Below are 20079 nucleotides of genomic sequence, written 5' to 3'. Positions count from 1 at the left end.
AGGACAGTGTCTACCGTGCGGACTCGACGAGCTCCTTGTCCTCGGGCTCCGCCGACTCCACCGACTCCGCCCGCTCGGCGTCACGGCCTGCGCCGTGCTCGAGCTCCATCGCCGCGTCGACGAGCGACGGGTCGTCCAGCACCGCGGCGAGCCGCTCGCGGTCCAGCTCACCGTTCCAGCGGGCGATGGCCAGCGTGGCGACGACGTTGCCGATGCAGTTGGTGAGGGCGCGGCCCTCGCTCATCACGCGGTCGATGCCGATGATCAGCGCGATGCCGACGGCGATGGCCTCGGCGGTGAAGAACTCGCCGCCGAAGGCCTGCAGCGAGGCCGCCAGGGTCACCAGGCCCGCACCCGTGATGCCCGCCGCGCCCTTGGACGTCAGGACCATGAGCAGCGCGAGGCCGATCTGCAAGCCGATCGGGAGGGTCTCGCCGCCCGCGTGGATGATGAACAGGGCACCGAGGGTCAGGTAGATGCAGGTGCCGTCGAGGTTGAACGAGTAGCCGGTCGGGATGACCAGTCCGACGGTCTGCTTCGACGCCCCCGCCGCCTCCAGCTTGGTCAGCAGCCGCGGCAGCACCGACTCCGACGACGAGGTGCCGACGATGATCAGCAGCTCGTCCTTGATCAGCCGGATGACCTTGAAGATGTTGAACCCGGCCCACCAGGACACCAGGCCGAGCACCGCGACGATGAAGAACAGGCAGGTGCCCCAGAACACGCCCATCAGCTTGAGCAGCTCACCGAGCGACTGGGTGCCGAACTGGGCCACGGTGTAGGCCATGCCGCCGAACGCGGCGACCGGCGCGGCCCACATGATCAGCTTGATGATGCCGAAGATGACCTTGGCGATGGTCTCGATCGAGCCGACGACGCGGGTGCGCAGCGGCGCGGCCAGCAGCGACACCGAGCAGGCGGTGAGGATCGCGAGGACCAGGACGCGCAGGACCTCGTTCTCCACGAACGGGCCGAGGAAGCTGGTCGGGAGCAGGTCGTTGAGCAGGAAGCCGGTCAGGCCGCCCTGGTCGGCGTTCGAGCCGCTCTCCACCTGCTTGGCCGCGGACTCCAGCGCGGCGGCCGACGGCTGCCCGGTGAAGCCCCCGCCGACGTCGAAGACGTTCGCCGCGAGCAGGCCGAGGGTCAGCGCCACGACGGTGGCGACCAGGAAGTAGAACAGCGCCTTGAGCGCCAGGCCGCCCGCGCGGGCGAGGTTGCCGATCGAGGCGATCCCGACGACCACGGTGCAGAAGATCACCGGAGCGACGATCACCTTGATCATCTGGATGAACCCGTCGGCCAGCCACTTCGAGCCCTTGGCGGCGTCGGGGGCGAGCATCCCGAACACGATGCCGCCGAGAATGCCGACGATCACCCAGAACCAGAGCTGGGTGTAGAACCGCCTCTTCCGCGGCGGTGCTGATGCTTCGGTGGTAGCCACTCGTCCTCCTCGACGTCCGATGCCGGACGGCACGTTAGGAACGTGACCGGCGCCATGTCAGGGTGTGCGCGTCCATAATTGGGCGGGCCTTGAGGTTTCGCTGGTTGGGAGACGTCGGAGAAGTGCGCGCACTGCTGGTCGAGGACGACGCCGTCCTGGGTGGCGCCGTGGCCAAGGCGCTGACCGCGCACGGGTTCCGCGTCCAGCACGTGACCAGCGGGTCCGCCGCGCTGGAGGCCGTGGCCCAGGGGGCGCCGGACGTCGTGTTGTTGGACATGGGCCTGCCGGACCGGGACGGGATCGGGGTCTGTCGGGGGATCCGCGCGGTGTCGCGGGTGCCGATCCTCGCCGTCACCGGGCGCGGGGCCGTCGAGGCGCGCGTGGCCGGGCTGCGCAACGGCGCGGACGACTACATCGTCAAGCCGTTCCTGATCGAGGAGCTGCTCGCCCGGATCGACGCGGTGCTGCGCCGCACCCGCGGGCTGGGGGTGGCGCCCGCGGTGGTCGCGGGCGACGTGGAGATCGACCTCGCGCGGCGCTCGGTGAGCGTCGACGGCGCCGAGGTCGCGTTGGCGCGCAAGGAGTTCGACCTGCTCGCGGCGCTGGCCAGGCGGGAGGGTGCGGTCGTCGCCCGCGACGAGCTGCTCGACGAGGTCTGGGGGAGCACGGACTCCTCCGCGCGCCGCACGCTCGAGGCGCACGTCGGCCTGGTCCGGTCGAAGCTCGGCCGCCCCGAGGTGATCGTGACGGCGCGTGGGGTGGGCTACCGGCTCGGAAAGTAGGGTCACGCGGGTGTCCGGGCTCGTGATCGTCGACAAACCGAGCGGGATGACGTCGCACGACGTCGTGTCCCGCCTCCGCCGCATCCTGCGCACCCGCAAGGTCGGCCACGCCGGGACGCTGGACCCGATGGCCACCGGCGTGCTGGTGTGCGGGGTGGAGCGGGGCACCAAGCTGCTCGGACACCTCGCCCTGGACACCAAGGCCTACACCGCGACCATCCGGCTCGGCGCGTCCACCACCACCGACGACGCCGAGGGGGACACGCTCACCGAGGCGGACCCGTCGGGCGTGACGGACGAGGCGGTCGCGGCGGGCATGGCCGCCCTGACCGGCGGCATCGAGCAGGTCCCGTCCAGCATTAGCGCGGTGAAGATCGACGGCAAGCGCGCCTACGCGCGGGTGCGGGCGGGGGAGGACGTGGTGATCCCGCCCCGCCCGGTGACCGTGTCCGCGTTCGACCTGGTCGAGCGGCGGGGCGCCGAGCTGGACGTCGTCGTGGAGTGCTCGTCCGGCACGTACGTGCGCGCGCTCGCCCGCGACCTCGGCGCCGCACTGGGCGTCGGCGGCCACCTGACGGCGTTGCGCCGCACCCGGGTCGGGCCGTTCGGGCTCGCCCACGCCCGCACCCTGGAGCAGCTGGCGGAGGACCCGGCGCTGTCGCTCGACCTCGCCGGGGCGGTCGCGACCGCCTTCGTGCGGCGAGACGTCGACGAGAGCGGCGCGACGGACGTCTCGCACGGCAAGCGGCTGCCCGCCGCGGGTCTGCCGGGCACCTACGGCGTGTTCGCCCCCGACGGCCGTGTCCTGGCCCTCATGGCGGACGCGGGCGCGGTGGCCAAGCCCGTTGTCGTCCTCGCGCCCGCCGCCTCGTAGGCTGCTGATCGTGGAACGGTGGCGCGGGATCGACTCCGTCCCCTCGGGTTGGGGCCGCAGCGTCGTGACGATCGGGGTGTTCGACGGCGTCCACCGCGGGCACCGGCAGCTGATCGCCCGGGCCGTCGCGGTCGCCGAGGAGCGGGGGCTGCACAGCACCGTCGTCACGTTCGACCCGCATCCCGCCGAGCTCGTCCGGCCGGGGTCGCACCCGGCGGCGCTGACGACCCTCGAGCGCCGGGCGGACCTCGTATCCGAGCTGGGGGCGGACGCCTTCTGCGTCATCCCCTTCACCGCCGAGCTGGCCCGGATGGAGCCCGCGGAGTTCGCCCACGAGATCCTCGTGGACACCCTGCACGCCGCGGTCGTGGTCGTCGGCACGAACTTCACCTTCGGCTACAAGGCCGTCGGGGACCTGGACACGCTGCGCGAGCTCGGCTCCCGGTTCGGGTTCGGGGTGGAGGGGCTCGACCTCATGAGCGGCGCGGGTGTCACGTTCTCCTCGACCTACATCCGCTCGTGCATCGACGCGGGGGACATGGAGGCGGCGGCCGCGGCGCTCGGGCGGCCGCACCGGGTCGACGGGGTGGTCGTGCACGGCGACAAACGCGGCCGCGAGCTGGGGTTCCCCACCGCCAACGTGTCCTGCGCCGAGCACACCGCCATCCCCGCGGACGGGGTCTACGCGGGCTGGTTCACGATCGGCGACCGGCGGCTGCCGGCGGCGATCTCGGTCGGCTCCAACCCGACGTTCTCGGGGCGGGTCCGCACCGTCGAGGCCTTCGTGCTCGACGTCCACGAGGACTTCTACGGCCACGAGGTGGGCGTCGAGTTCGCGCACCGGCTGCGCGGCATGGAGCGCTACGACGGCATCGAGCCGCTGATCGAGCAGATGAACAAGGACGTGGAGCGGACCCGGGAGCTGCTCGGCTGACCGCAGTTTCTCCGTTCCGCCTCGGGGACGGGGGCCGCGGTGCGACGATCGTCGGCGTGGATCCCGAGTCGCTCCTCGCCGCGAACCGCGAGCGGCAGCGCGCGCTCTACGGTGCGCCGATCGGGCAGACGGTGCACCGGGTGGTCAAGGCGCTCGGGATCACCCAGGGGGCCCTCGCGCGCACGGTCGGGGTGAGCCCGGCGATGTTGTCGCAGCTGGTCACCGGGCGGCGGGTGAAGATCGGCGACCCGGCGGTGCTCGCCCGCCTCCGGATGCTCGACGACCGGGCCGCGGGCCCGGCGGTCGCGGCCGACCGCGTCCCGGGGCTGCTGGCGGCGGTGCGGTCGTCGACCCCGGTGGCATGGACAGCGCAGCCGGGGCAGCCGGGGCAGCCGGGGCAGCCGGGGCAGCCGGGGCAGCCGGGGCAGCCGGGGCAGCCGGGCAGGCCGGACCCGTCGGGCCCCGCGGACCGCGCGGGTGACCCGCCGCGTCCCGGGCGGCCCGCCGATCCGACCGAGGCGCTGCGCGCGGTCACCACGCCCGCCCGGCTGGTCGCGGCCGCCGCCGCGTTGGGCACGGCGTTCCCGGAGATCGCGGCGCTGCTGCGCCGGGCCGCCTCGAACTAGTGCCCGTACCCCGCCTGACCGGCTCGAACGGGTGGGTCGGCGCGGGCGGGCGGCGGCGCGCTGGTAGCCTGGACACCGGGTTCGGCTGCAGTCCGTGGCGGCCGTTCCGACCACCCGCCCGAGGCACACCTCGCGGACGGGCCCCACGGACGTCACCACCGAAGGAGACACACGTGGCTCTCGACGCCGCAGCGAAGAAGACGATCCTCGACGAGTACGGCACCCACTCCGGTGACACGGGCTCGCCGGAGGCGCAGGTCGCCCTGCTGACCAAGCGGATCAGCGACCTGACCGAGCACCTCAAGCAGCACAAGCACGACCACCACAGCCGTCGCGGGCTGCTCCTCATGGTCGGCCGTCGCCGCCGGCTGCTCAAGTACCTGGCCTCGGTGGACATCAACCGGTACCGGTCCCTGATCGAGAAGCTGGGCCTGCGCCGCTGAGCACCTCCCGAGGGGGTGGCGGATGCCGCCCCCTCGGGTCGCAGAACTGAACACCGCCACCCTCTGACCGACCTGATCCGCCGGTCCTCGGTAGTGGCCCCCGGAGCACGAGGCTCCGGGCGCTTCGATCGAAGACCGGCTCCGCGGAGGATCCACCGGTCTCACGGGGTGGCTCGAGTCTCGAGGAGAGACACCACTTCATGACCGATCCCATCGAGAACGACGGCGTCCACGAGACGACCGCAGTGATCGACAACGGGAGCTTCGGCTCCCGCACCGTCCGGTTCGAGACCGGGCGCCTCGCGCGCCAGGCCGCCGGATCCGTCGTCGCCTATCTGGACGACGAGACCATGCTGCTCTCCGCCACCACGGCGTCGAAGCAGCCCAAGGAGCACTTCGACTTCTTCCCCCTCACGGTGGACGTCGAGGAGCGGATGTACGCGATCGGCAAGATCCCCGGCTCGTTCTTCCGCCGCGAGGGTCGCCCGGGTACGGACGCGATCCTGACCTGCCGGCTCATCGACCGGCCGCTGCGCCCGTCCTTCGTCGACGGCCTGCGCAACGAGATCCAGATCGTCGTCACCGTGTTGTCGCTGGACCCGCAGGACCCGTACGACGCGCTCGCGATCAACGCCGCCTCGGCGTCGACGCAGCTCGCCGGGCTGCCGTTCTCCGGCCCCATCGGCGGCGTGCGCGTGGCCCTGATCGACGGCCAGTGGGTCGCCTTCCCGCAGTGGGAGGACCTGCAGCGCGCCGTCTTCGACATGGTCGTCGCCGGCCGCGTCGTGGGTGACGACGTCGCGATCATGATGGTGGAGGCCGAGGCCACCACCGAGACGATCGAGCTCGTCGCCGGGGGCGCGCAGGCGCCCACCGAGGAGATCGTGGCGCAGGGCCTGGAGGCGGCCAAGCCGTTCATCCGCAGCCTGTGCATCGCCCAGCAGCAGCTGGCCGAGGTCGCCGCCAAGCCGACCCGCGACTACCCGACGTACCCGGCCTACCAGCCGGACGCGTTCGAGGCCGTGGAGAAGGCCGCCTCGAAGGACCTGGCCGCTGCTTTGGCCGTCGGCCCGAAGCAGGAGCGCGAGGCGAAGACCGACGAGGTCAAGCTCGCCGTGCTCGAGTCCCTCGGCGCGCAGTTCGAGGGCCGCGAGAAGGAGCTGGGCGCCGCGTTCCGGTCGCTCAACAAGAAGCTCGTCCGCCAGCGCATCCTGACCGACAAGGTCCGGATCGACGGGCGCGGGCTCACCGACATCCGGCCGCTGTCGGCCGAGGTCGAGGTCGTCCCGCGGGCGCACGGTTCCGCGATCTTCGAGCGCGGCGAGACCCAGATCATGGGTGTCACCACGCTGAACATGCTCCGCATGGAGCAGCAGATCGACTCGCTGGGGCCGGAGACGCACAAGCGCTACCTGCACCACTACAACTTCCCGCCGTACTCGACCGGTGAGACCGGTCGCGTCGGGTCGCCGAAGCGCCGCGAGATCGGCCACGGCGCGCTGGCGGAGCGGGCCCTGCTGCCCGTGCTGCCCACGCGCGAGGAGTTCCCCTACGCGATCCGCCAGGTGTCCGAGGCCCTCGGCTCCAACGGCTCGACGTCCATGGGCTCGGTCTGCGCCTCCACGATGTCGCTGTACAACGCGGGCGTGCCGCTCAAGGCGCCGGTCGCGGGCATCGCGATGGGCCTGGTCTCCGACACCGTCGACGGCACCACCCAGTACGTCGCGCTGACGGACATCCTGGGCGCCGAGGACGCGTTCGGCGACATGGACTTCAAGGTCGCCGGCACGGCGGAGTTCGTCACCGCGCTGCAGCTGGACACCAAGCTGGACGGCATCCCGTCCGAGGTGCTGGCCGCCGCGCTGAACCAGGCCAAGGACGCCCGCCTCACCATCCTCGAGGTGCTGGGCGAGGCCATCGACGGCCCGGACGAGATGAGCACCTACGCGCCGCGGGTCACCGCGATCAAGGTGCCCGTCGACAAGATCGGCGAGGTCATCGGCCCGAAGGGCAAGATGATCAACTCGATCACGGAGAAGACCGGCGCGGACATCTCCATCGAGGACGACGGCACCATCTACGTCGGTGCCGCCGACGGCCCCTCCGCGGAGGAGGCGATCGGCATGATCAACGCCATCGCCAACCCGCAGCTGCCGAAGATCGGCGAGCGGTTCCTGGGCACGGTCGTCAAGACCGCCGCCTTCGGCGCCTTCGTCTCGCTGGTCCCCGGCAAGGACGGGCTGGTCCACATCTCGAAGCTCGGCAACGGGAAGCGGATCGGCAAGGTCGAGGACGTCGTCAAGGTGGGCGACAAGATCCGCGTCGAGGTCACCGACATCGACAACCGCGGCAAGATCTCGCTGATCCCGGTGGTGGAGGAGGGTGCGGCGGCTCCGGCCGACGCCCCGTCCGACGCCGACGTGGTCGTCGAGGCCCCCGCCGAGGTCTCGAGCTGACCTCCTCCGCACGTCCGGACGCCCCCGGGGTGGCTCGCACCGAGCTCCCCGGGGGCGTTCGCGTGCTCACCGAGCAGGTCGCGGGCGTGCGCTCCGTCGCGCTCGGCATCTGGATCGCCATCGGCTCCCGGGACGAGCGCCCGGACCAGGCCGGGGCGGCGCACTACCTCGAACACCTGCTGTTCAAGGGCACGGGGCGGCGCTCGGCGCAGGCCATCGCCGAGGAGATGGACGCGGTCGGCGGCGAGCTGAACGCGTTCACCGCCAAGGAGCACACCTGCTACTACGCGCACGTCCTCGACGAGGACCTGCCGTTGGCGCTCGACGTCCTCGCGGACGTCGTCACCCACGCCGAGCTGGCGCACACGGACGTCGAGCTCGAGCGCGGGGTGGTCCTGGAAGAGATCGCCATGCGGGACGACGATCCCGAGGACCTGCTCGGCGAGCTGTTCGACGAGACGCTGTTCGCGGCCCACCCGCTCGGCCTGCCCGTGATCGGCTCGGAGGAGTCGATCCGCGGGATGAGCCGCGAGACCCTGTTCGAGTTCTGGCGGGGCGAGTACACCGCCCCCCGGATGGTGGTGGCGGCCGCGGGGAACCTGACCCACGACCACGTCGTCGAGCTGGCGGCGAAGGCGTTCGACGGGCCGGACGCGCGGCCCGTCGGGCCCCGCCGCTCCGGCGGGGTCGCGCTGCCCGCGCGGCGGGCGCTCGCCCTGCGCACGGACGACTCCGAGCAGGCCCAGCTCATGCTCGGCGTGCCCGGTCTCGACCGGCACGACCCGCGGCGCCCGGTGTTGGCGGTGCTCAACGCGGCGCTGGGCGGCGGCCTGTCCTCCCGGCTGTTCCAGCAGGTCCGGGAGCAGCGCGGGCTCGCGTACCAGGTCTACTCGTCGAGCGTGTCCTACGCGGACGCCGGCACCTGGTCGGTCTACGCGGGCTGCGCGCCGGAGCGGCTCGGCGAAGTGGTCGGCGTGGTGCGGGACGTGCTCGCGGGCGCCGCCGCCGAGGGGATCACCGAGGCGGAGGTGCGCCGGGCCAAGGGGTCGCTGCGCGGCAGCACCGTGCTGGGCCTGGAGGACACGGCGAGCCGGATGAACCGGCTGGGCCGCTCCGAGCTGGACCACGGCCGACAGCGTTCGCTGGAGGAGAGCCTGGCCCGGATCGACGAGGTCACCGTCGAGGAGGTCGCCGCCCTGGCGGACGAGCTCCTCACCCAGGACCTCACGGCCGCGGTGGTCGGCCCCTACGACGACCCGGACGACCTCCCCGCAGCCCTCCAGGATCTCGCCTGACCCCCTGCTCCATAATGCGGGCGGGGGTGGGCATCGGTGATCCTCTCGCTCGTCGCGGGTGTGGTGATCGTCCTCGGGTTGGTCGGGGTCGTGTCCCAGGTGCTGCCCGGGCTGGTCGTGGTGCTCGCGGGGGTGGCGGTGTGGGCGATCCCGCGCGGGGACGCGCTGGGCTGGTGGGTCTTCGGGATCGCCGCGGCGCTGCTGGTGATCGGCTCGATCGTCAAGTACACGATCCCGGGCAAGCAGCTCAAGGACGCGGGCGTGCCCGGCCGGTCACTGCTGCTCGGGGCGGTCCTCGGGATCATCGGGTTCTTCGTGATCCCCGTGATCGGGCTGTTCCTGGGCTTCGTCCTCGGCGTCTACCTGGCCGAGCTCGCCCGGCTGGGCAGCTCCGCGCAGGCCTGGCCCTCGACGAAGCACGCGCTGCGCGCGGTCGGCTGGAGCATCGTCATCGAGCTGGCGGCCGGGCTGCTGATGACCGCCGCGTGGATCACCGGTCTGGTGCTCGCGTGAAGTGGGCCGCGGGCGTGTGCCCGAAGTGCCTGCGGAAGGCGTCGACGAACCCGTTCAGCGAGGCGTAGCCCACCCGTCGGGCCACCCCGGCGACCGGCATCCCGTCCGCCAGGTGCGGCAGCGCGGCCTGCAGCCGGACCTGTGTGCGCCAGTCCGTGAACGTCATCCCGGTCTCGGCGAACGCCCGGCGCAGGGTGCTCACCGAGGTGCCGGCGGCGGGGGCCAGCTCGTCGAGGCCGCGGGGGTCGTCGGGTCGGGAGACCAGCCACTGCGCGACGGCGCGCGCCCGCCGGTCGTCCGGCAGCGGCACCGCCACGCCGGGATCGGTCACCGCGCCGACGAGGCCGAAGAACAGCGTCCGGGCCGACTCCTCGACCGCCTGCAGCGCCGGCCCGGACAGCGCCAGCATCAGCTCGCGCAGCAGGGGACCGACCCCGATGACGGTCGGTGCGGTCCAGTCCAGCGGGCACGCGTGCGGCCACACGTAGAGACAGTGCAGGGCGGCGGGCGGGCGGTTGACGACGTCGTGGGCGGCGTGCGCCGGCACGAACAGGGCCCGGGTCGGCGGCAGCACCCAGGTGCGGTCCTCGACCACGGCCGTCGTCAGCCCCTCGCTGACCCAGGCGATCTGGTGCTGCTCGTGGCGGTGCAGACCCCAGCCGCCCGGCTCCGCGGGACCGAAGCGGCAGATCCACATGGAGCGTTCGTCGTCGCCCTCGTGGCGCTCGTACGGGATCACGTCGACCGCGACGGTCATGGCTTCTCCCTGGGGTCGTCTGAGCGCTGAGCTGGTACTCGGCCGCTGGAACTGAGGTTAGCCTCACCGAGCTAACCGAACGACCCCCGTGGAGAACCGTTGAGAACCCGTGTCCTGATCCTGGCGGCGGCCGCCCTCGTGCTCGCCGCCTGTTCGACCGCCGCGCCCGAGCCCGCCGCGCCCGCCCAGGTCACGGTGGAGCACCAGTTCGGCAGCACGACCGTGCCGGCGAACCCGCAGCGGGTGGTCAGCGCCGGGTACACCGAGCACGACACCCTGCTGGCGCTCGGCGTGATCCCGGTCGCGGTGACCGACTGGTACGGCGACCAGCCCTACGCCACCTGGCCGTGGGCGCGCGACGAGCTGGGCTCGGCCACCCCCGAGGTCCTCGAGATGACCGACGGCCCGAACTACGAGAAGATCGCGTCCCTGCAGCCGGACCTGATCATCGCGACGAACGCCGGGCTGGACCGGGGGCAGTACGAGCGGCTCGCGGCGATCGCCCCGACCGTGGCGCAGCCCAAGGGCGACAAGGCGTACTTCGCGCCGTGGGACCAGCAGACCCTGCTGATCGGGCAGGCGCTGGGCCAGGGCCCGCAGGCGCAGGCCCTGGTCGACGGGATCAAGAAGCGCTTCGCCGACGCGGCCGCGGCCCACCCGGCCTTCGCGAACACCCCGGCGGTCTTCCTGCAGGCGCCGTACTACGACGGCAGCGCGATCGCCTACCAGGACGGCCTGTCCACCGAGTTCCTCACCGACCTGGGCTTCACCGTCCCGGCGGACATCGACGCCTTCGCCACCGGAGACGACTCGCGCCAGGCCTACATCCCCATCGAGCGGCTCGACGTGCTGAACTCGGCGAAGGTCCTGCTCTGGGCCACCGAGGACGCCGAGGCCCGCACCGAGCTGGAGGCCCAGCCGATCTACCGCACGCTCGCCCCGGTGCAGGGCGGCCACCTGGTCTTCACCGACGCCACCCTGGCGGGTGCGCTCTACTTCACCAGCCCGCTTTCGCTGCCCTACGTCCTGGACACCCTGGTCCCGCTGCTGGACAAGGCGGTCGCCGGCAACCCGGAGACCAGGCCCTCACTAGGCTGACCCGCGTGATCCGAGTGGCGGTGCTGGGGGCGAAGGGGCGGATGGGGTCCGAGGCGTGCGCGGCGGTCCGCGGCGCCCCGGACATGGAGCTGGTCGCGGAGATCGGCTCCACCGACCCCCTGGACGGCATCGCCGCGGCGGACGTGGTGGTGGACCTGACCCGGCCGGACGTCGTCCTGGACAACCTGGCCCACGTCCTCGGCGCGGGCAAGCACGCCGTCGTCGGGGTGAGCGGGTTCTCCCCGGAGCGCCTCGAGGCCGTGCGGCGGCTGATCCCCGACGGCGTGGGCGTGCTGATCGCCCCCAACTTCGGCATCGGCGCCGTGCTGACCATGCACTTCGCGCAGCTCGCCGCCCCCTTCTTCGAGTCGGTCGAGGTCGTCGAGGCCCACCACGAGAAGAAGGTGGACGCGCCCTCGGGCACCGCGGCCCGCACGGCGACGCTGGTGGCGCAGGCCCGGGCGAAGGCGGGGCTCGGTGCGGTGCCGGACGCCACGACGTCGGACCCGGACGGGGCGCGCGGCGCCGTCGTCGACGGCATCCACGTGCACGCCATCCGCATGCCCGGGGTGGTCGCGCAGCAGGACGTGATCTTCGGCGACGCGGGGGAGACCCTGACGATCTCGCACAACAGCGCGAACCGGGCGTCGTTCATGCCCGGGGTGCTGCTGTCCATCCGCAGCGTGGGGCAGCGCCCCGGGCTGACCTTCGGGCTCGAGCCGCTACTGAACCTGTAGGTCGAGGGTGCCGGCGTGGCGGACCTCGCGGAGCGTGCCGTCTCCGGTGTCGAGGGTGCGCACGGCGCCGTCCGCGGCCCAGCCCGCGCGGTCGTAGAAGCGGCGTGAGGCGTGGTCGGCCTCGGGCACCCAGGCCCGCCCGGTCTGCGAGCCCGCCCGGCGCAGCGCGGCGCCCGCCACGGCGAGCAACCGGCCGCCGTGCCCGCGCCTGCCCCAGCGCGGCTCCACGAGGAGGGTGCTGATCTCGGCGATCGAGCCGCCCTGCCCGGCGTAGTGCGCGGCGGCGCAGAACCCCACCGTCCACTCGCCCTCCTGCGCCACGAACACGTGGAAGGGCTCCCCGGCGTGCACGGCGTCCGCCCAGGTCCGCCGCGCGTCCGGGCTGGTGAGGGCCTCCAGGGCGGCGGCCGGGAGGAGGTCGGCGTAGACCAGCCGCCAGGTCTCGGCCTGGATGCGGACGATCTCGTCGACGTCCGCGTCGACGGCGGGGCGGACCGAGGCGAGGGCCATGCCGCATTCGTACCCTGCCTCACTCACGCCTGGCCGTCGGGGGGCGGGCATGACACCGTCGGTGTCCGTGAACGTTCGTTCGGCGGAACCGGCGGTGGGCCTGCGGGCGGCCTGGCTCGCGCTCACCTCGGTCTACGTCCTCTGGGGCTCGATCTACCTGCTCAACCGGCTGACGATCACGGACGTGCCGCCGTTGCTCGCCGGGTCCCTGCGGTTCCTGGCCGCGGGACTCGTGCTGGGGGTGATCGTGCTGCTCACCGGCGGGTTCTCGGCGTTCGGCATGACCCGCGCGCAGCTGCTCACCTCGATGCTGAGCGGGCTGTTGCTGCCCGCCTGGGGGAACGGGTTCGTCGCGCTGGCCCAGACCCAGATCCCGTCGGGCCTGGCCGCGCTGCTGCTCGCGGTCGTCCCGCTCTACATCGCGGTGCTGCGGACCGTGTTCGGCGACCGCCCCTCCCGCGCGACGCTGGTCGGCGTGCTCGTCGGCCTGGTCGGGCTCGGGGTGTTGGTGTTGTCCGGGCCGGGCTCCGGAGGCACGGCCGGGAGCGCCTGGTGGGGTCCGTGGCTGGTGGTGCTGGCGGGCCTGGGCTGGGCGAGTGGCACCTACGCGACGACCCGGCTCCCGGTCCCGCCCAACCCGTTCGCCATGGCGACCGTGCAGATGGTGACCGGCGGCGTGCTGATGGGCCTCGCCGGGCTGCTGACGGGCGCGCGGCTCGATCTCGCGGCCGTGTCCGGTGTGGCCTGGTGGGCCTGGGTCGGGGCGGCCCTGGCCACCCTCGGCGGGTTCAGCGGCTACGCCCTCGCGCTGCGGGGCCTGCCGGTCTCGACGGTCGCGACCTACGCCTACGTCAATCCGGTGATCGCCGTCGTGCTCGGGGTCGCGCTGGTCGGCGAGCGCTTCTCGCTCCTGCAGGCCCTCGGCGGCGCGATCGTGCTCGTCGCCGTGGTGTTGGTGGTGCGCGCGGAACGGACGCCCGCCGAGCTCCCGGACGCGTCGCCGCGCTGACGGCGCCGAGACCGGCTGGAACTGTCGGTGGCTGCCGGCACGATGCCGGTCGTGAGGACGATCTCGGCCGACGTGGCTCGACGGACCGCGCTCGCCGCCCAGGGGTTCGCGGACCCGCGGCCCACGGGCCCGGTGACCCGGCGGCACCTCGCGCGGGTGCTGGGCCGGGTCCGGCTGCTGCAGCTGGACTCGGTGAACGTGGCGGTGCGGGCGCACTACATGCCGGTCTTCGCCCGGCTCGGGGCCTACCCGCGCGCCCTGCTGGACGCCGCGGCCTGGGCGGACTCGGCCCGGCGGCCGCGGATGATGGTCGAGTACTGGGCGCACGAGGCCAGCCTGCTGCCGGTCGCGGACTGGCCGCTGCTGCTCTCCGGGGCGAAGCGGCCCGGCTGGTGGCGGCACTACGCCGAGCTGGCCGAGCGGGAGCCCGCGCTGGTGGCGGACGTGCTCGCCGCGGTCAAGGAGCTCGGCCCGGTGGGGGCGGGCACCCTGGAGGCCGCGCTGGGCGCGCAGAGCAGACCGCCGGGGGTCACCTGGTGGGAACGGTCGGAGGTCAAGCGGATCTGCGAGTACCTGTTCGGGCTCGGCGCGCTCACCACCGGCACCCGCGTGCACTTCCAGCGCCTCTACGACCTGCCCGAGCGGGTGCTGCCGCCCGAGGTGCTGGCCGCGCACCCGATGGACCACGGGCTCGCCGCCCGTGAGCTGGTGCGCCGTTCGGCCCAGGCGCTCGGGATCGGGACGGAGCCGGACCTGCGGGACTACTACCGGCTCGGGCCCGCCGACTCGCAGCGCGCGGTCGCCGAGCTGGTCGAGGCGGGGGAGCTGGAGCCGGTGGCGGTCCGCGGCTGGCGGTCCCCCGCCTACCGGTGGCCGGGCGCCGTGGTGCCGCGGCGGGTCGAGGGCCGCGCGCTGCTCTGCCCGTTCGACCCGTTGATCTGGGAGCGGGAGCGCACCGAGCGGATCTTCGGCTTCCGCTACCGCATCGAGATCTACGTGCCCGAGCCCAAGCGGGAGTACGGCTACTACGTGTTCCCGTTCCTGCTCGACGGCGAGCTGGTCGCGCGGGTGGACCTCAAGGCGGACCGGGCCGCGGGGGTGCTGCGGGTGCAGGGCGCCTTCGCCGAGCCGGGCGTCGCGCATGCCCGCGTCGCCGCCGAGCTGGCGGCGGAGCTGGACCTCATGGCGGAGTGGCTGGAGCTCGACGCGGTGCAGGTGGGGGAGCGGGGCGACCTGGCCGGAGCGCTGCGCCGAGCGTGGTGAGCCGGGGCCGCTGAGGGGCGCTGCCGCCGGGACCGCCGGGGCGACCGCCGGGGCCGCTGACGCTTGGGACGCCCAAGCGTCGCTCAGCGGTGCTTGGGACGCCCAAGCGTCAGAGCCGCCGGTGCTTGGGCGTCCCAAGCGTCGCTCCGTGGTGCTTGGGCGTCCCAAGCGTCAGAGCCGGGGCCGCGGAGATGCTTGGGCGTCCCAAGCGTCAGAGCCCGGGCAGCCGAGATGCTTGGGCGTCCCACGCGTCGCTCAGCGGTGCTTGGGACGCCCAAGCGTCACCCGGGCCTGGCTCAGACCCCCGCGGTCGCGGCGCGGGTCACCAGCACGTCCCCGCTGCCGGTGCGGCCCGTGATGTGCAGCGGCGGGCTGTCCACCGGCGCGACCCCGCCGACGTCCAGGTCGCTGCGCGCCGAGCCGGAACCCGAGAACAGGTCCAGCTCCGCCGCCACGCCCGCGTGCACGCCGATCCGCAGGCCCCCCGAGCCGGTGGTCAGGTCGAAGCGGCCCGCGTGGGCGTCCGCGACCACGACGTCACCGGAGCCGGTCCTGCAGGTGAGGTCGCCGTGCACCTCCCCGAGCGTGACGTCCCCGCTGCCCGCCTTGATCTGGGTGGACCCGCTGAGCGAGGCCACCGAGACCCCGCCGGAGCCGGTGCGCAGCTTGGCGTCGCCGCCGACGATCCCGAGCTCCACCCGGCCGGAGCCGGTGGTGATCTCGCCGGCGCCGGTGATCTCGTCGACCTCTGCGGTGCCGGAGCCGGTGCGGATCGCGGCCCAGCCCGCCCGGCCGGACACCGAGACGTCCCCGGCGCCGGTCTTCACGGCGAGCCGGGACCCCGCGGGCGCCCAGACCGTGACCGACAGCGGCACGACGCGCAGCGGGAGGTCCTGGGTCGACCGGATCACCAGCCGCCTGGCCTCGGCGTCCCAGCGGACCTCCGCGGCACGCACGGCGGCGGCACCCGGGTCGACCGCGGCGTCACCCGAGGCGTTCCCCAGCCAGGTGAGGATGCCGGTGAGCCCCTGCTCCCACGGGCTGTCGCCGTGCGGGTCGTGGCGGACCTCGGCACGCACCTCGGTGGCGGACTCGTTGAGCTCGACCCGGACCCGCCCGACGTCGATCCCGATCTCCAGCTCGGCGGCCTCGGCGCACGGCCAGGCGTCCTGCCTGCGCACGTCCTCGCGCTCGCTCATCCCTGCACCCACCCCTTCAGCCGGCCGTCGCCGTCTCCGCGGCCGTCTCCGCGGCCGTCTCCCCGGCCGTCTCCCTTGTCCTCCCACGTGCGGTCCCAGCCGCGCCGGTGGCGCTGCCTGCCCGCCAGGGCCCCCTGCACCGCCTGGGAGACCCACGAGTTCAGCGAGACGCCCTGGGCCTGCGCGGCCTGCTCGGCCTGCGCCTTGATCTGCTCGACCATGCGCAGGGTGATGCGGCTGATGTCACCCGCGTCTCCCGGCGGGGTGAACCGCGGCGTCTCCGGCTCGCCCGCCGGGGCGGCGCTGACGGCGACGCGCACGTCCCGCCCGTCGAGCCGCACCTCCACCGTGCGGTCGCCCAGCTCCGCGGTGACCTCGGCGGCCAGGTCGGAGAGGGCGTTCATGATCGCGAGCCGCGCGGCGGGCTCGATGGCCGCGCCGAGCAGCGCGGCCGTGCGCTGGGTCTGCTCGTCTCCCGCGGCGGCGGCGGACGCGAGGTCCTCCCGCAGCTGCGCGACGTACTGGCCGATGTCCATGACACCACTATGGCGTCACGACTGACGTCACGCAACCATCATGGTGACGCCACCACTCTGCCGGTTACAGTCGCCGCATGCAGACGGTTCCGCCGAAGGTCCAGCTCATCGCGAAGACCGAGTTCGTCCCCCCGGCGGACGTGCCCTGGGAGACGGACGCGGACGGCGGCCAGGCGCTCGCCGAGTTCGCGGGCCGCGCCTGCTACCAGTCGTGGTCCAAGCCGAACCCGCGCACCGCGACCAACGAGGGCTACCTGCGACACATCCTCGAGGTGGGCCACCTGTCCGTGCTCGAGCACGGCACGGTCTCCTTCTACCTCTCCGGCATCTCGCGGTCGCTGACCCACGAGCTGATCCGGCACCGGCACTTCTCGTACTCGCAGCTGTCCCAGCGCTACGTCCCGGAGCGGGACGCGGCGATGGTCGAGCCGGACGTCATCGCGGACGATCCCGAGCTGCACCAGATGTTCCTCGACGCCGCCGAGGCCTCGGTGAAGGCCTACGAGCAACTGCTCGAGGGCCTGGAGAAGCGCTTCGCGGACGTCCCGAACGCCACGCTGCGCCGCAAGCAGGCGCGACAGGCGGCGCGGGCGATCCTGCCGAACGCCACCGAGACCCGGATCGTGGTCACCGGCAACTACCGGGCCTGGCGGCACTTCATCGCCATGCGCGCGACCGAGCACGCGGACGTCGAGATCCGCGCCCTGGCCATCGCGTGCCTGCGGCAGCTGCAGGACGCGGTGCCGAACGTGTTCCGGGACTTCGAGATCGGCACGCTGGACGACGGCTCGGAGATCGCCAGCAGCCAGTACGTCACGGAGGGCTGACGGCCCGCGGGGCCGGATCGACTCCCCCCACGGTCCCGTCCTCGGCGCGGAGGACCTCGACGAAAGGTCTCCCGTGCTGCAACGGCCCCGTTCCCGGACCGGCCTGATCGGTCCGGTCGCCGCCGTCGTTGTGCCCTGGCTCTGGTTCCCGCTGCGGGACGTGCTGGGTCCGGTGGGGGACGTCCTCGCGATCCTCTGGCCGGTCGTCGTCGTCCTCGTCGTGCTCGTCGTCGCGGTCCTGGCCTGGCGACGCCGGTGGGCGTACCTCCCCGGGATCGTGTCCCTGCTCGTGGTGGGCGTGCTCGTGGTGCTCGCCCCCTGGCGTCCACAGCCCACCGGGCCGGTCGACCCGACGGGCGCGGTGCGCGTCGCCGCAGCCAACATCACCGGGATGGCGGGCGACCCGGCGGCGCTGCTCGCCGACCCCGCGGACGTCACGGTCGTCAGCGAGGACGCGGGCCCCGTCGACGCCCGCTTCCGCGCCGCCTACCGGTACGCCGTGTACGGCGGCGACCGCGACCGGGGCGGCGACACCCACGGAGTCGGGGTCTACTCCCGGTACCCGCTGCGCGTCCTGCAGGTCGCGGGCCCCGACCTGCCCGGCGTGCGGGTGCGGGTCGAGGCGCCGGTCCCGTTCACCCTCTACGCGCTGCACGTCCCGCGCCCGTGGATCTCCGACCGCGGCTTCGAGGTCACGCCGATGGAGCACCACCGCATCGTCGAGGCGCTGGCCGCGCAGGCCGCGGCCGAGCCGGGCCCGGTCGTGCTCGCGGGCGACCTCAACACCACCGACCGCAGCCGCGACTACCGCGTGCTGACCGGCGTGCTCACCGACGCCGTCCGGGACACCTGGCAGGGCCCGACGCAGGTCACCTCGTGGCGGCTGCTGCTCCTGCGGATCGACCACGTGCTGGTCAGTCCGGGCTGGTGCGGGGACGACCCGCTGCACGTCCCGCTGCCGGGATCGGACCACCAGGCCGTGACGGCGACCGTCGGCCCCTGCCGGTAGGCGGGCGGGGCCGGCGCGGGCCCGCTACCGTCGGGTCGGTGAGCCTGGCCACCGCGGAACGTGCTGCCCTGTCCGACACCCTCGACGAGCTGGGGCCGGACCGACCGACCCTGTGCGCGGGCTGGACGACCCGGGACCTGCTGGCCCACCTGCTCGTCCGGGAGCGGCAGCCCTGGGTGTCCGGCGGGATCGTGGTCCCGGCGCTCGCGCCGCTGACCGAGCGGGCGATGGCGGGCTACGCCGAGACCCCCTGGTCGGCGATGGTGGACGAGCTGCGCGGCGGCCCGCCCGCCTGGTCGCCCTTCCGGATCGGGCGGGTCGACGAGACCGCGAACGGCGCCGAGTTCTTCGTCCACCACGAGGACGCCCGCCGCGGCGAGCCCGGGTGGGAACCCCGCCCCGCCGACCGGGAGCGCGACACGCGGCTGTGGGGGCTCGTGACGCGGACGGGTCGACTGTTCCTGCGCCGCAGTCCCGTCGGCGTCGTGGCCCGCCGACCGGAGGGCGCCACCCACGTCCTCAAGACGGGCCCCGGGCTGGTCACCCTGGTCGGCGAGCCCGGCGAGCTCGTCCTGCACCTCTTCGGCCGGGACGCCGCGCGGGTCGAGATCGAGGGCCTCCCGGCGGACGTACAGGCCTACGAGGCCGTCGAACGGGGGATGTAGCGGGGGAGGTGGAGGACGCCGTGAGCGCGTGACCGGACCGCCGGGAGCCGGGGACGGTACCGTCACCCCCATGAGCCCGACGCCCGCGCGCCCCTTCGGCCGAGTGCTGACCGCCATGGTCACCCCGTTCGACGCCGAGGGAGCGCTCGACCTGGCGAAGGCGGAGGAGCTCGCGACGCACCTGGTGGACCTCGGCAACGACGGGCTCGTCGTCAACGGCACCACCGGCGAGGGGCCCACCACCAGCGACGAGGAGAAGGCGGAGCTGGTCCGGGCCGTCGTCTCGGCGGTGGGGGACCGGGCCACCGTGGTCGCGGGGGCGGGCACCTACGACACCGCGCACAGCGTCCACCTCGCGCGGCAGGCGGAGAAGGCGGGCGCGCACGGCCTGCTGGTGGTCACGCCGTACTACTCGCGGCCCCCGCAGAACGGCCTGGTCCTGCACTTCACCGCCGTCGCGGACGCCACGGACCTGCCGGTGATGCTCTACGACATCCCGCCGCGCTCGGTCGTGCCGATCGAGCTGGAGACGCTGCAGCGGCTCGCCCAGCACCCCCGGATCCTCGCGGTGAAGGACGCCCGCAACGACCTGCGCGTCGGCACCGAGGTGCTGGCCACGACGACGCTGGCCTACTACTCGGGCGACGACCCGGTGAACCTGCCGTGGCTGTCCGTCGGGGCGGTCGGCTTCGTGTCCGTGATCGGGCACGTCGTCGCCGACCGGCTGCGCGCGATGCTCGACGCGTACGAGGCGGGCGAGCAGGACCGCGCCCGCGCCCTGCACTACGCCATGATCCCGCTGCTGCGCGGCATGGGCCGGGTCGGCGGCGCGGTGTTCTCGAAGACGGCCCTGCGCCTGCGCGGGATCGACGTCGGGGACCCCCGCCTCCCGCTGCCCCCGGCCACCGAGGAGCAGGTCGCGCTGATCGCGGCCGACCTCATGGCGGGCGGCGTGGCGCTCGACCCGGACCAGGTCCCGCACACCCGCCCGTTCGACACCGGTCACGGCGCCCTCGGCACCCGGACCACCACCGACCTCGGGGCCGAAGTGGCCTACCGCTAGAACCCCCTGCACTACAGAAGAGAGCACAGCAACCTTGAGTCG

21 protein-coding genes are annotated in these 20079 nt (G+C 73.5%); 16 read left to right on the top strand and 5 right to left on the bottom strand.

Annotation, left to right across the window (positions count from 1 at the left end; translation table 11 throughout):
* Positions 1 to 10 precede the first annotated feature (10 nt).
* Entirely contained in the window at positions 11 to 1441 is a 1431-nt protein-coding gene (locus L3X23_RS14990; protein WP_237192794.1) for a cation:dicarboxylate symporter family transporter, read from the bottom strand.
* 122 nt (positions 1442 to 1563) lie between these two features.
* Here L3X23_RS14990 and L3X23_RS14985 point away from each other — a divergent pair, with 122 nt between their 5' ends.
* The 8 genes from L3X23_RS14985 to L3X23_RS14950 all read left to right on the top strand — a co-directional run bounded on the left by L3X23_RS14985 (position 1564) and on the right by L3X23_RS14950 (position 9364).
* Positions 1564 to 2223 carry a response regulator transcription factor gene (locus L3X23_RS14985; protein ID WP_093079262.1) on the top strand — a complete coding sequence of 220 codons (660 nt, stop codon included), beginning with the start codon at positions 1564 to 1566 and terminating at the stop codon, positions 2221 to 2223.
* Between the two features lie 46 nt (positions 2224 to 2269).
* The gene (gene truB, locus L3X23_RS14980) at positions 2270 to 3097 is read left to right on the top strand and encodes a tRNA pseudouridine(55) synthase TruB (protein WP_237198036.1); all 828 of its coding nucleotides are present in this window, start codon (positions 2270 to 2272) and stop codon (positions 3095 to 3097) included.
* A 10-nt stretch (positions 3098 to 3107) separates the two neighbouring features.
* Positions 3108 to 4031 (top strand): bifunctional riboflavin kinase/FAD synthetase, encoded by a 924-nt coding sequence (locus L3X23_RS14975; protein WP_237192793.1) that lies wholly within the window; start codon positions 3108 to 3110, stop codon positions 4029 to 4031.
* 56 nt (positions 4032 to 4087) lie between these two features.
* The gene (locus L3X23_RS14970) at positions 4088 to 4657 is read left to right on the top strand and encodes a helix-turn-helix transcriptional regulator (RefSeq protein ID WP_237192792.1); all 570 of its coding nucleotides are present in this window, start codon (positions 4088 to 4090) and stop codon (positions 4655 to 4657) included.
* Between the two features lie 173 nt (positions 4658 to 4830).
* The gene (gene rpsO / locus L3X23_RS14965; RefSeq protein ID WP_237192791.1) at positions 4831 to 5100 is read left to right on the top strand and encodes a 30S ribosomal protein S15; all 270 of its coding nucleotides are present in this window, start codon (positions 4831 to 4833) and stop codon (positions 5098 to 5100) included.
* A gap of 200 nt (positions 5101 to 5300) precedes the next feature.
* The gene (locus tag L3X23_RS14960) at positions 5301 to 7556 is read left to right on the top strand and encodes a polyribonucleotide nucleotidyltransferase (RefSeq protein ID WP_237192790.1); all 2256 of its coding nucleotides are present in this window, start codon (positions 5301 to 5303) and stop codon (positions 7554 to 7556) included.
* 29 nt (positions 7557 to 7585) lie between these two features.
* Positions 7586 to 8851, top strand: coding sequence for a pitrilysin family protein (locus tag L3X23_RS14955; protein ID WP_308116902.1), 1266 nt, complete (start codon positions 7586 to 7588; stop codon positions 8849 to 8851).
* Positions 8852 to 8887: 36 nt separating this feature from the next.
* Positions 8888 to 9364 (top strand): DUF456 domain-containing protein, encoded by a 477-nt coding sequence (locus tag L3X23_RS14950; protein WP_237192789.1) that lies wholly within the window; start codon positions 8888 to 8890, stop codon positions 9362 to 9364.
* Here L3X23_RS14950 and L3X23_RS14945 read toward each other — a convergent pair.
* On the bottom strand, positions 9342 to 10121 hold the full coding sequence (locus L3X23_RS14945) for a helix-turn-helix domain-containing protein (protein ID WP_237192788.1): 780 nt from the start codon (positions 10119 to 10121) through the stop codon (positions 9342 to 9344). The two genes, L3X23_RS14950 and L3X23_RS14945, sit on opposite strands and share 23 nt — an antisense overlap.
* Before the next feature lie 99 nt (positions 10122 to 10220).
* On the opposite strand from L3X23_RS14945, the gene L3X23_RS14940 reads away from it, so the two are divergent.
* A complete protein-coding gene (locus tag L3X23_RS14940) occupies positions 10221 to 11219 on the top strand; it encodes an iron-siderophore ABC transporter substrate-binding protein (protein ID WP_237192787.1) in 999 nt (332 codons plus the stop codon).
* Positions 11216 to 11956: a 4-hydroxy-tetrahydrodipicolinate reductase gene (gene dapB, locus L3X23_RS14935; protein WP_237198034.1), complete on the top strand. Its 741-nt coding sequence runs from the start codon at positions 11216 to 11218 to the stop codon at positions 11954 to 11956. The genes L3X23_RS14940 and dapB overlap by 4 nt, the downstream gene beginning before the upstream one ends.
* Here the strand turns inward: dapB and L3X23_RS14930 are convergent.
* Positions 11942 to 12466, bottom strand: coding sequence for a GNAT family N-acetyltransferase (locus L3X23_RS14930; RefSeq protein ID WP_237192786.1), 525 nt, complete (start codon positions 12464 to 12466; stop codon positions 11942 to 11944). The two genes, dapB and L3X23_RS14930, sit on opposite strands and share 15 nt — an antisense overlap.
* Before the next feature lie 67 nt (positions 12467 to 12533).
* On the opposite strand from L3X23_RS14930, the gene L3X23_RS14925 reads away from it, so the two are divergent.
* Positions 12534 to 13475, top strand: coding sequence for an EamA family transporter (locus L3X23_RS14925; protein ID WP_237192785.1), 942 nt, complete (start codon positions 12534 to 12536; stop codon positions 13473 to 13475).
* Between the two features lie 42 nt (positions 13476 to 13517).
* Positions 13518 to 14738, top strand: coding sequence for a winged helix-turn-helix domain-containing protein (locus tag L3X23_RS14920; RefSeq protein ID WP_237198033.1), 1221 nt, complete (start codon positions 13518 to 13520; stop codon positions 14736 to 14738).
* Between the two features lie 296 nt (positions 14739 to 15034).
* Here L3X23_RS14920 and L3X23_RS14915 read toward each other — a convergent pair whose 3' ends face one another.
* Entirely contained in the window at positions 15035 to 15937 is a 903-nt protein-coding gene (locus L3X23_RS14915) for a DUF4097 family beta strand repeat-containing protein (protein WP_237192784.1), read from the bottom strand.
* Entirely contained in the window at positions 15934 to 16473 is a 540-nt protein-coding gene (locus L3X23_RS14910) for a toxin-antitoxin system HicB family antitoxin (protein WP_237192783.1), read from the bottom strand. The genes L3X23_RS14915 and L3X23_RS14910 overlap by 4 nt, the downstream gene beginning before the upstream one ends.
* A 77-nt stretch (positions 16474 to 16550) precedes the next feature.
* On the opposite strand from L3X23_RS14910, the gene thyX reads away from it, so the two are divergent.
* The 4 genes from thyX to dapA all read left to right on the top strand — a co-directional run bounded on the left by thyX (position 16551) and on the right by dapA (position 20037).
* The gene (gene thyX, locus L3X23_RS14905) at positions 16551 to 17300 is read left to right on the top strand and encodes an FAD-dependent thymidylate synthase (RefSeq protein ID WP_237192782.1); all 750 of its coding nucleotides are present in this window, start codon (positions 16551 to 16553) and stop codon (positions 17298 to 17300) included.
* 73 nt (positions 17301 to 17373) lie between these two features.
* The gene (locus tag L3X23_RS14900; protein WP_237192781.1) at positions 17374 to 18309 is read left to right on the top strand and encodes an endonuclease/exonuclease/phosphatase family protein; all 936 of its coding nucleotides are present in this window, start codon (positions 17374 to 17376) and stop codon (positions 18307 to 18309) included.
* A gap of 38 nt (positions 18310 to 18347) precedes the next feature.
* Entirely contained in the window at positions 18348 to 18974 is a 627-nt protein-coding gene (locus tag L3X23_RS14895) for a TIGR03085 family metal-binding protein (RefSeq protein ID WP_237192780.1), read from the top strand.
* A gap of 70 nt (positions 18975 to 19044) precedes the next feature.
* Positions 19045 to 20037 carry a 4-hydroxy-tetrahydrodipicolinate synthase gene (dapA, locus tag L3X23_RS14890; protein WP_237192779.1) on the top strand — a complete coding sequence of 331 codons (993 nt, stop codon included), beginning with the start codon at positions 19045 to 19047 and terminating at the stop codon, positions 20035 to 20037.
* The last annotated feature ends 42 nt before the right edge of the window (positions 20038 to 20079 follow it).

Source organism: Pseudonocardia sp. WMMC193 (assembly GCF_021728735.1).
GTDB classification, from domain to species: Bacteria; Actinomycetota; Actinomycetes; order Mycobacteriales; family Pseudonocardiaceae; genus Pseudonocardia; species Pseudonocardia oroxyli.
The sequence above is the reverse complement of the archived record's forward strand: the minus strand, read 5'-3'. Positions and strand labels throughout refer to the sequence as shown.

What these genes read in the sequence shown, in the direction of transcription:
- truB (WP_237198036.1), top strand. Translation starts at nt 2,270, where the DNA reads ATGACGTCGCACGACGTCGTGTCCCGCCTCCGCCGCATCCTGCGCACC.
- L3X23_RS14960 (WP_237192790.1), top strand. Translation starts at nt 5,301, where the DNA reads ATGACCGATCCCATCGAGAACGACGGCGTCCACGAGACGACCGCAGTG.
- L3X23_RS14945 (WP_237192788.1), bottom strand. Translation starts at nt 10,121, where the DNA reads ATGACCGTCGCGGTCGACGTGATCCCGTACGAGCGCCACGAGGGCGAC.
- L3X23_RS14930 (WP_237192786.1), bottom strand. Translation starts at nt 12,466, where the DNA reads ATGGCCCTCGCCTCGGTCCGCCCCGCCGTCGACGCGGACGTCGACGAG.
- L3X23_RS14920 (WP_237198033.1), top strand. Translation starts at nt 13,518, where the DNA reads ATGCCGGTCGTGAGGACGATCTCGGCCGACGTGGCTCGACGGACCGCG.
- L3X23_RS14915 (WP_237192784.1), bottom strand. Translation starts at nt 15,937, where the DNA reads ATGAGCGAGCGCGAGGACGTGCGCAGGCAGGACGCCTGGCCGTGCGCC.
- L3X23_RS14910 (WP_237192783.1), bottom strand. Translation starts at nt 16,473, where the DNA reads ATGGACATCGGCCAGTACGTCGCGCAGCTGCGGGAGGACCTCGCGTCC.
- thyX (WP_237192782.1), top strand. Translation starts at nt 16,551, where the DNA reads ATGCAGACGGTTCCGCCGAAGGTCCAGCTCATCGCGAAGACCGAGTTC.
- dapA (WP_237192779.1), top strand. Translation starts at nt 19,045, where the DNA reads ATGAGCCCGACGCCCGCGCGCCCCTTCGGCCGAGTGCTGACCGCCATG.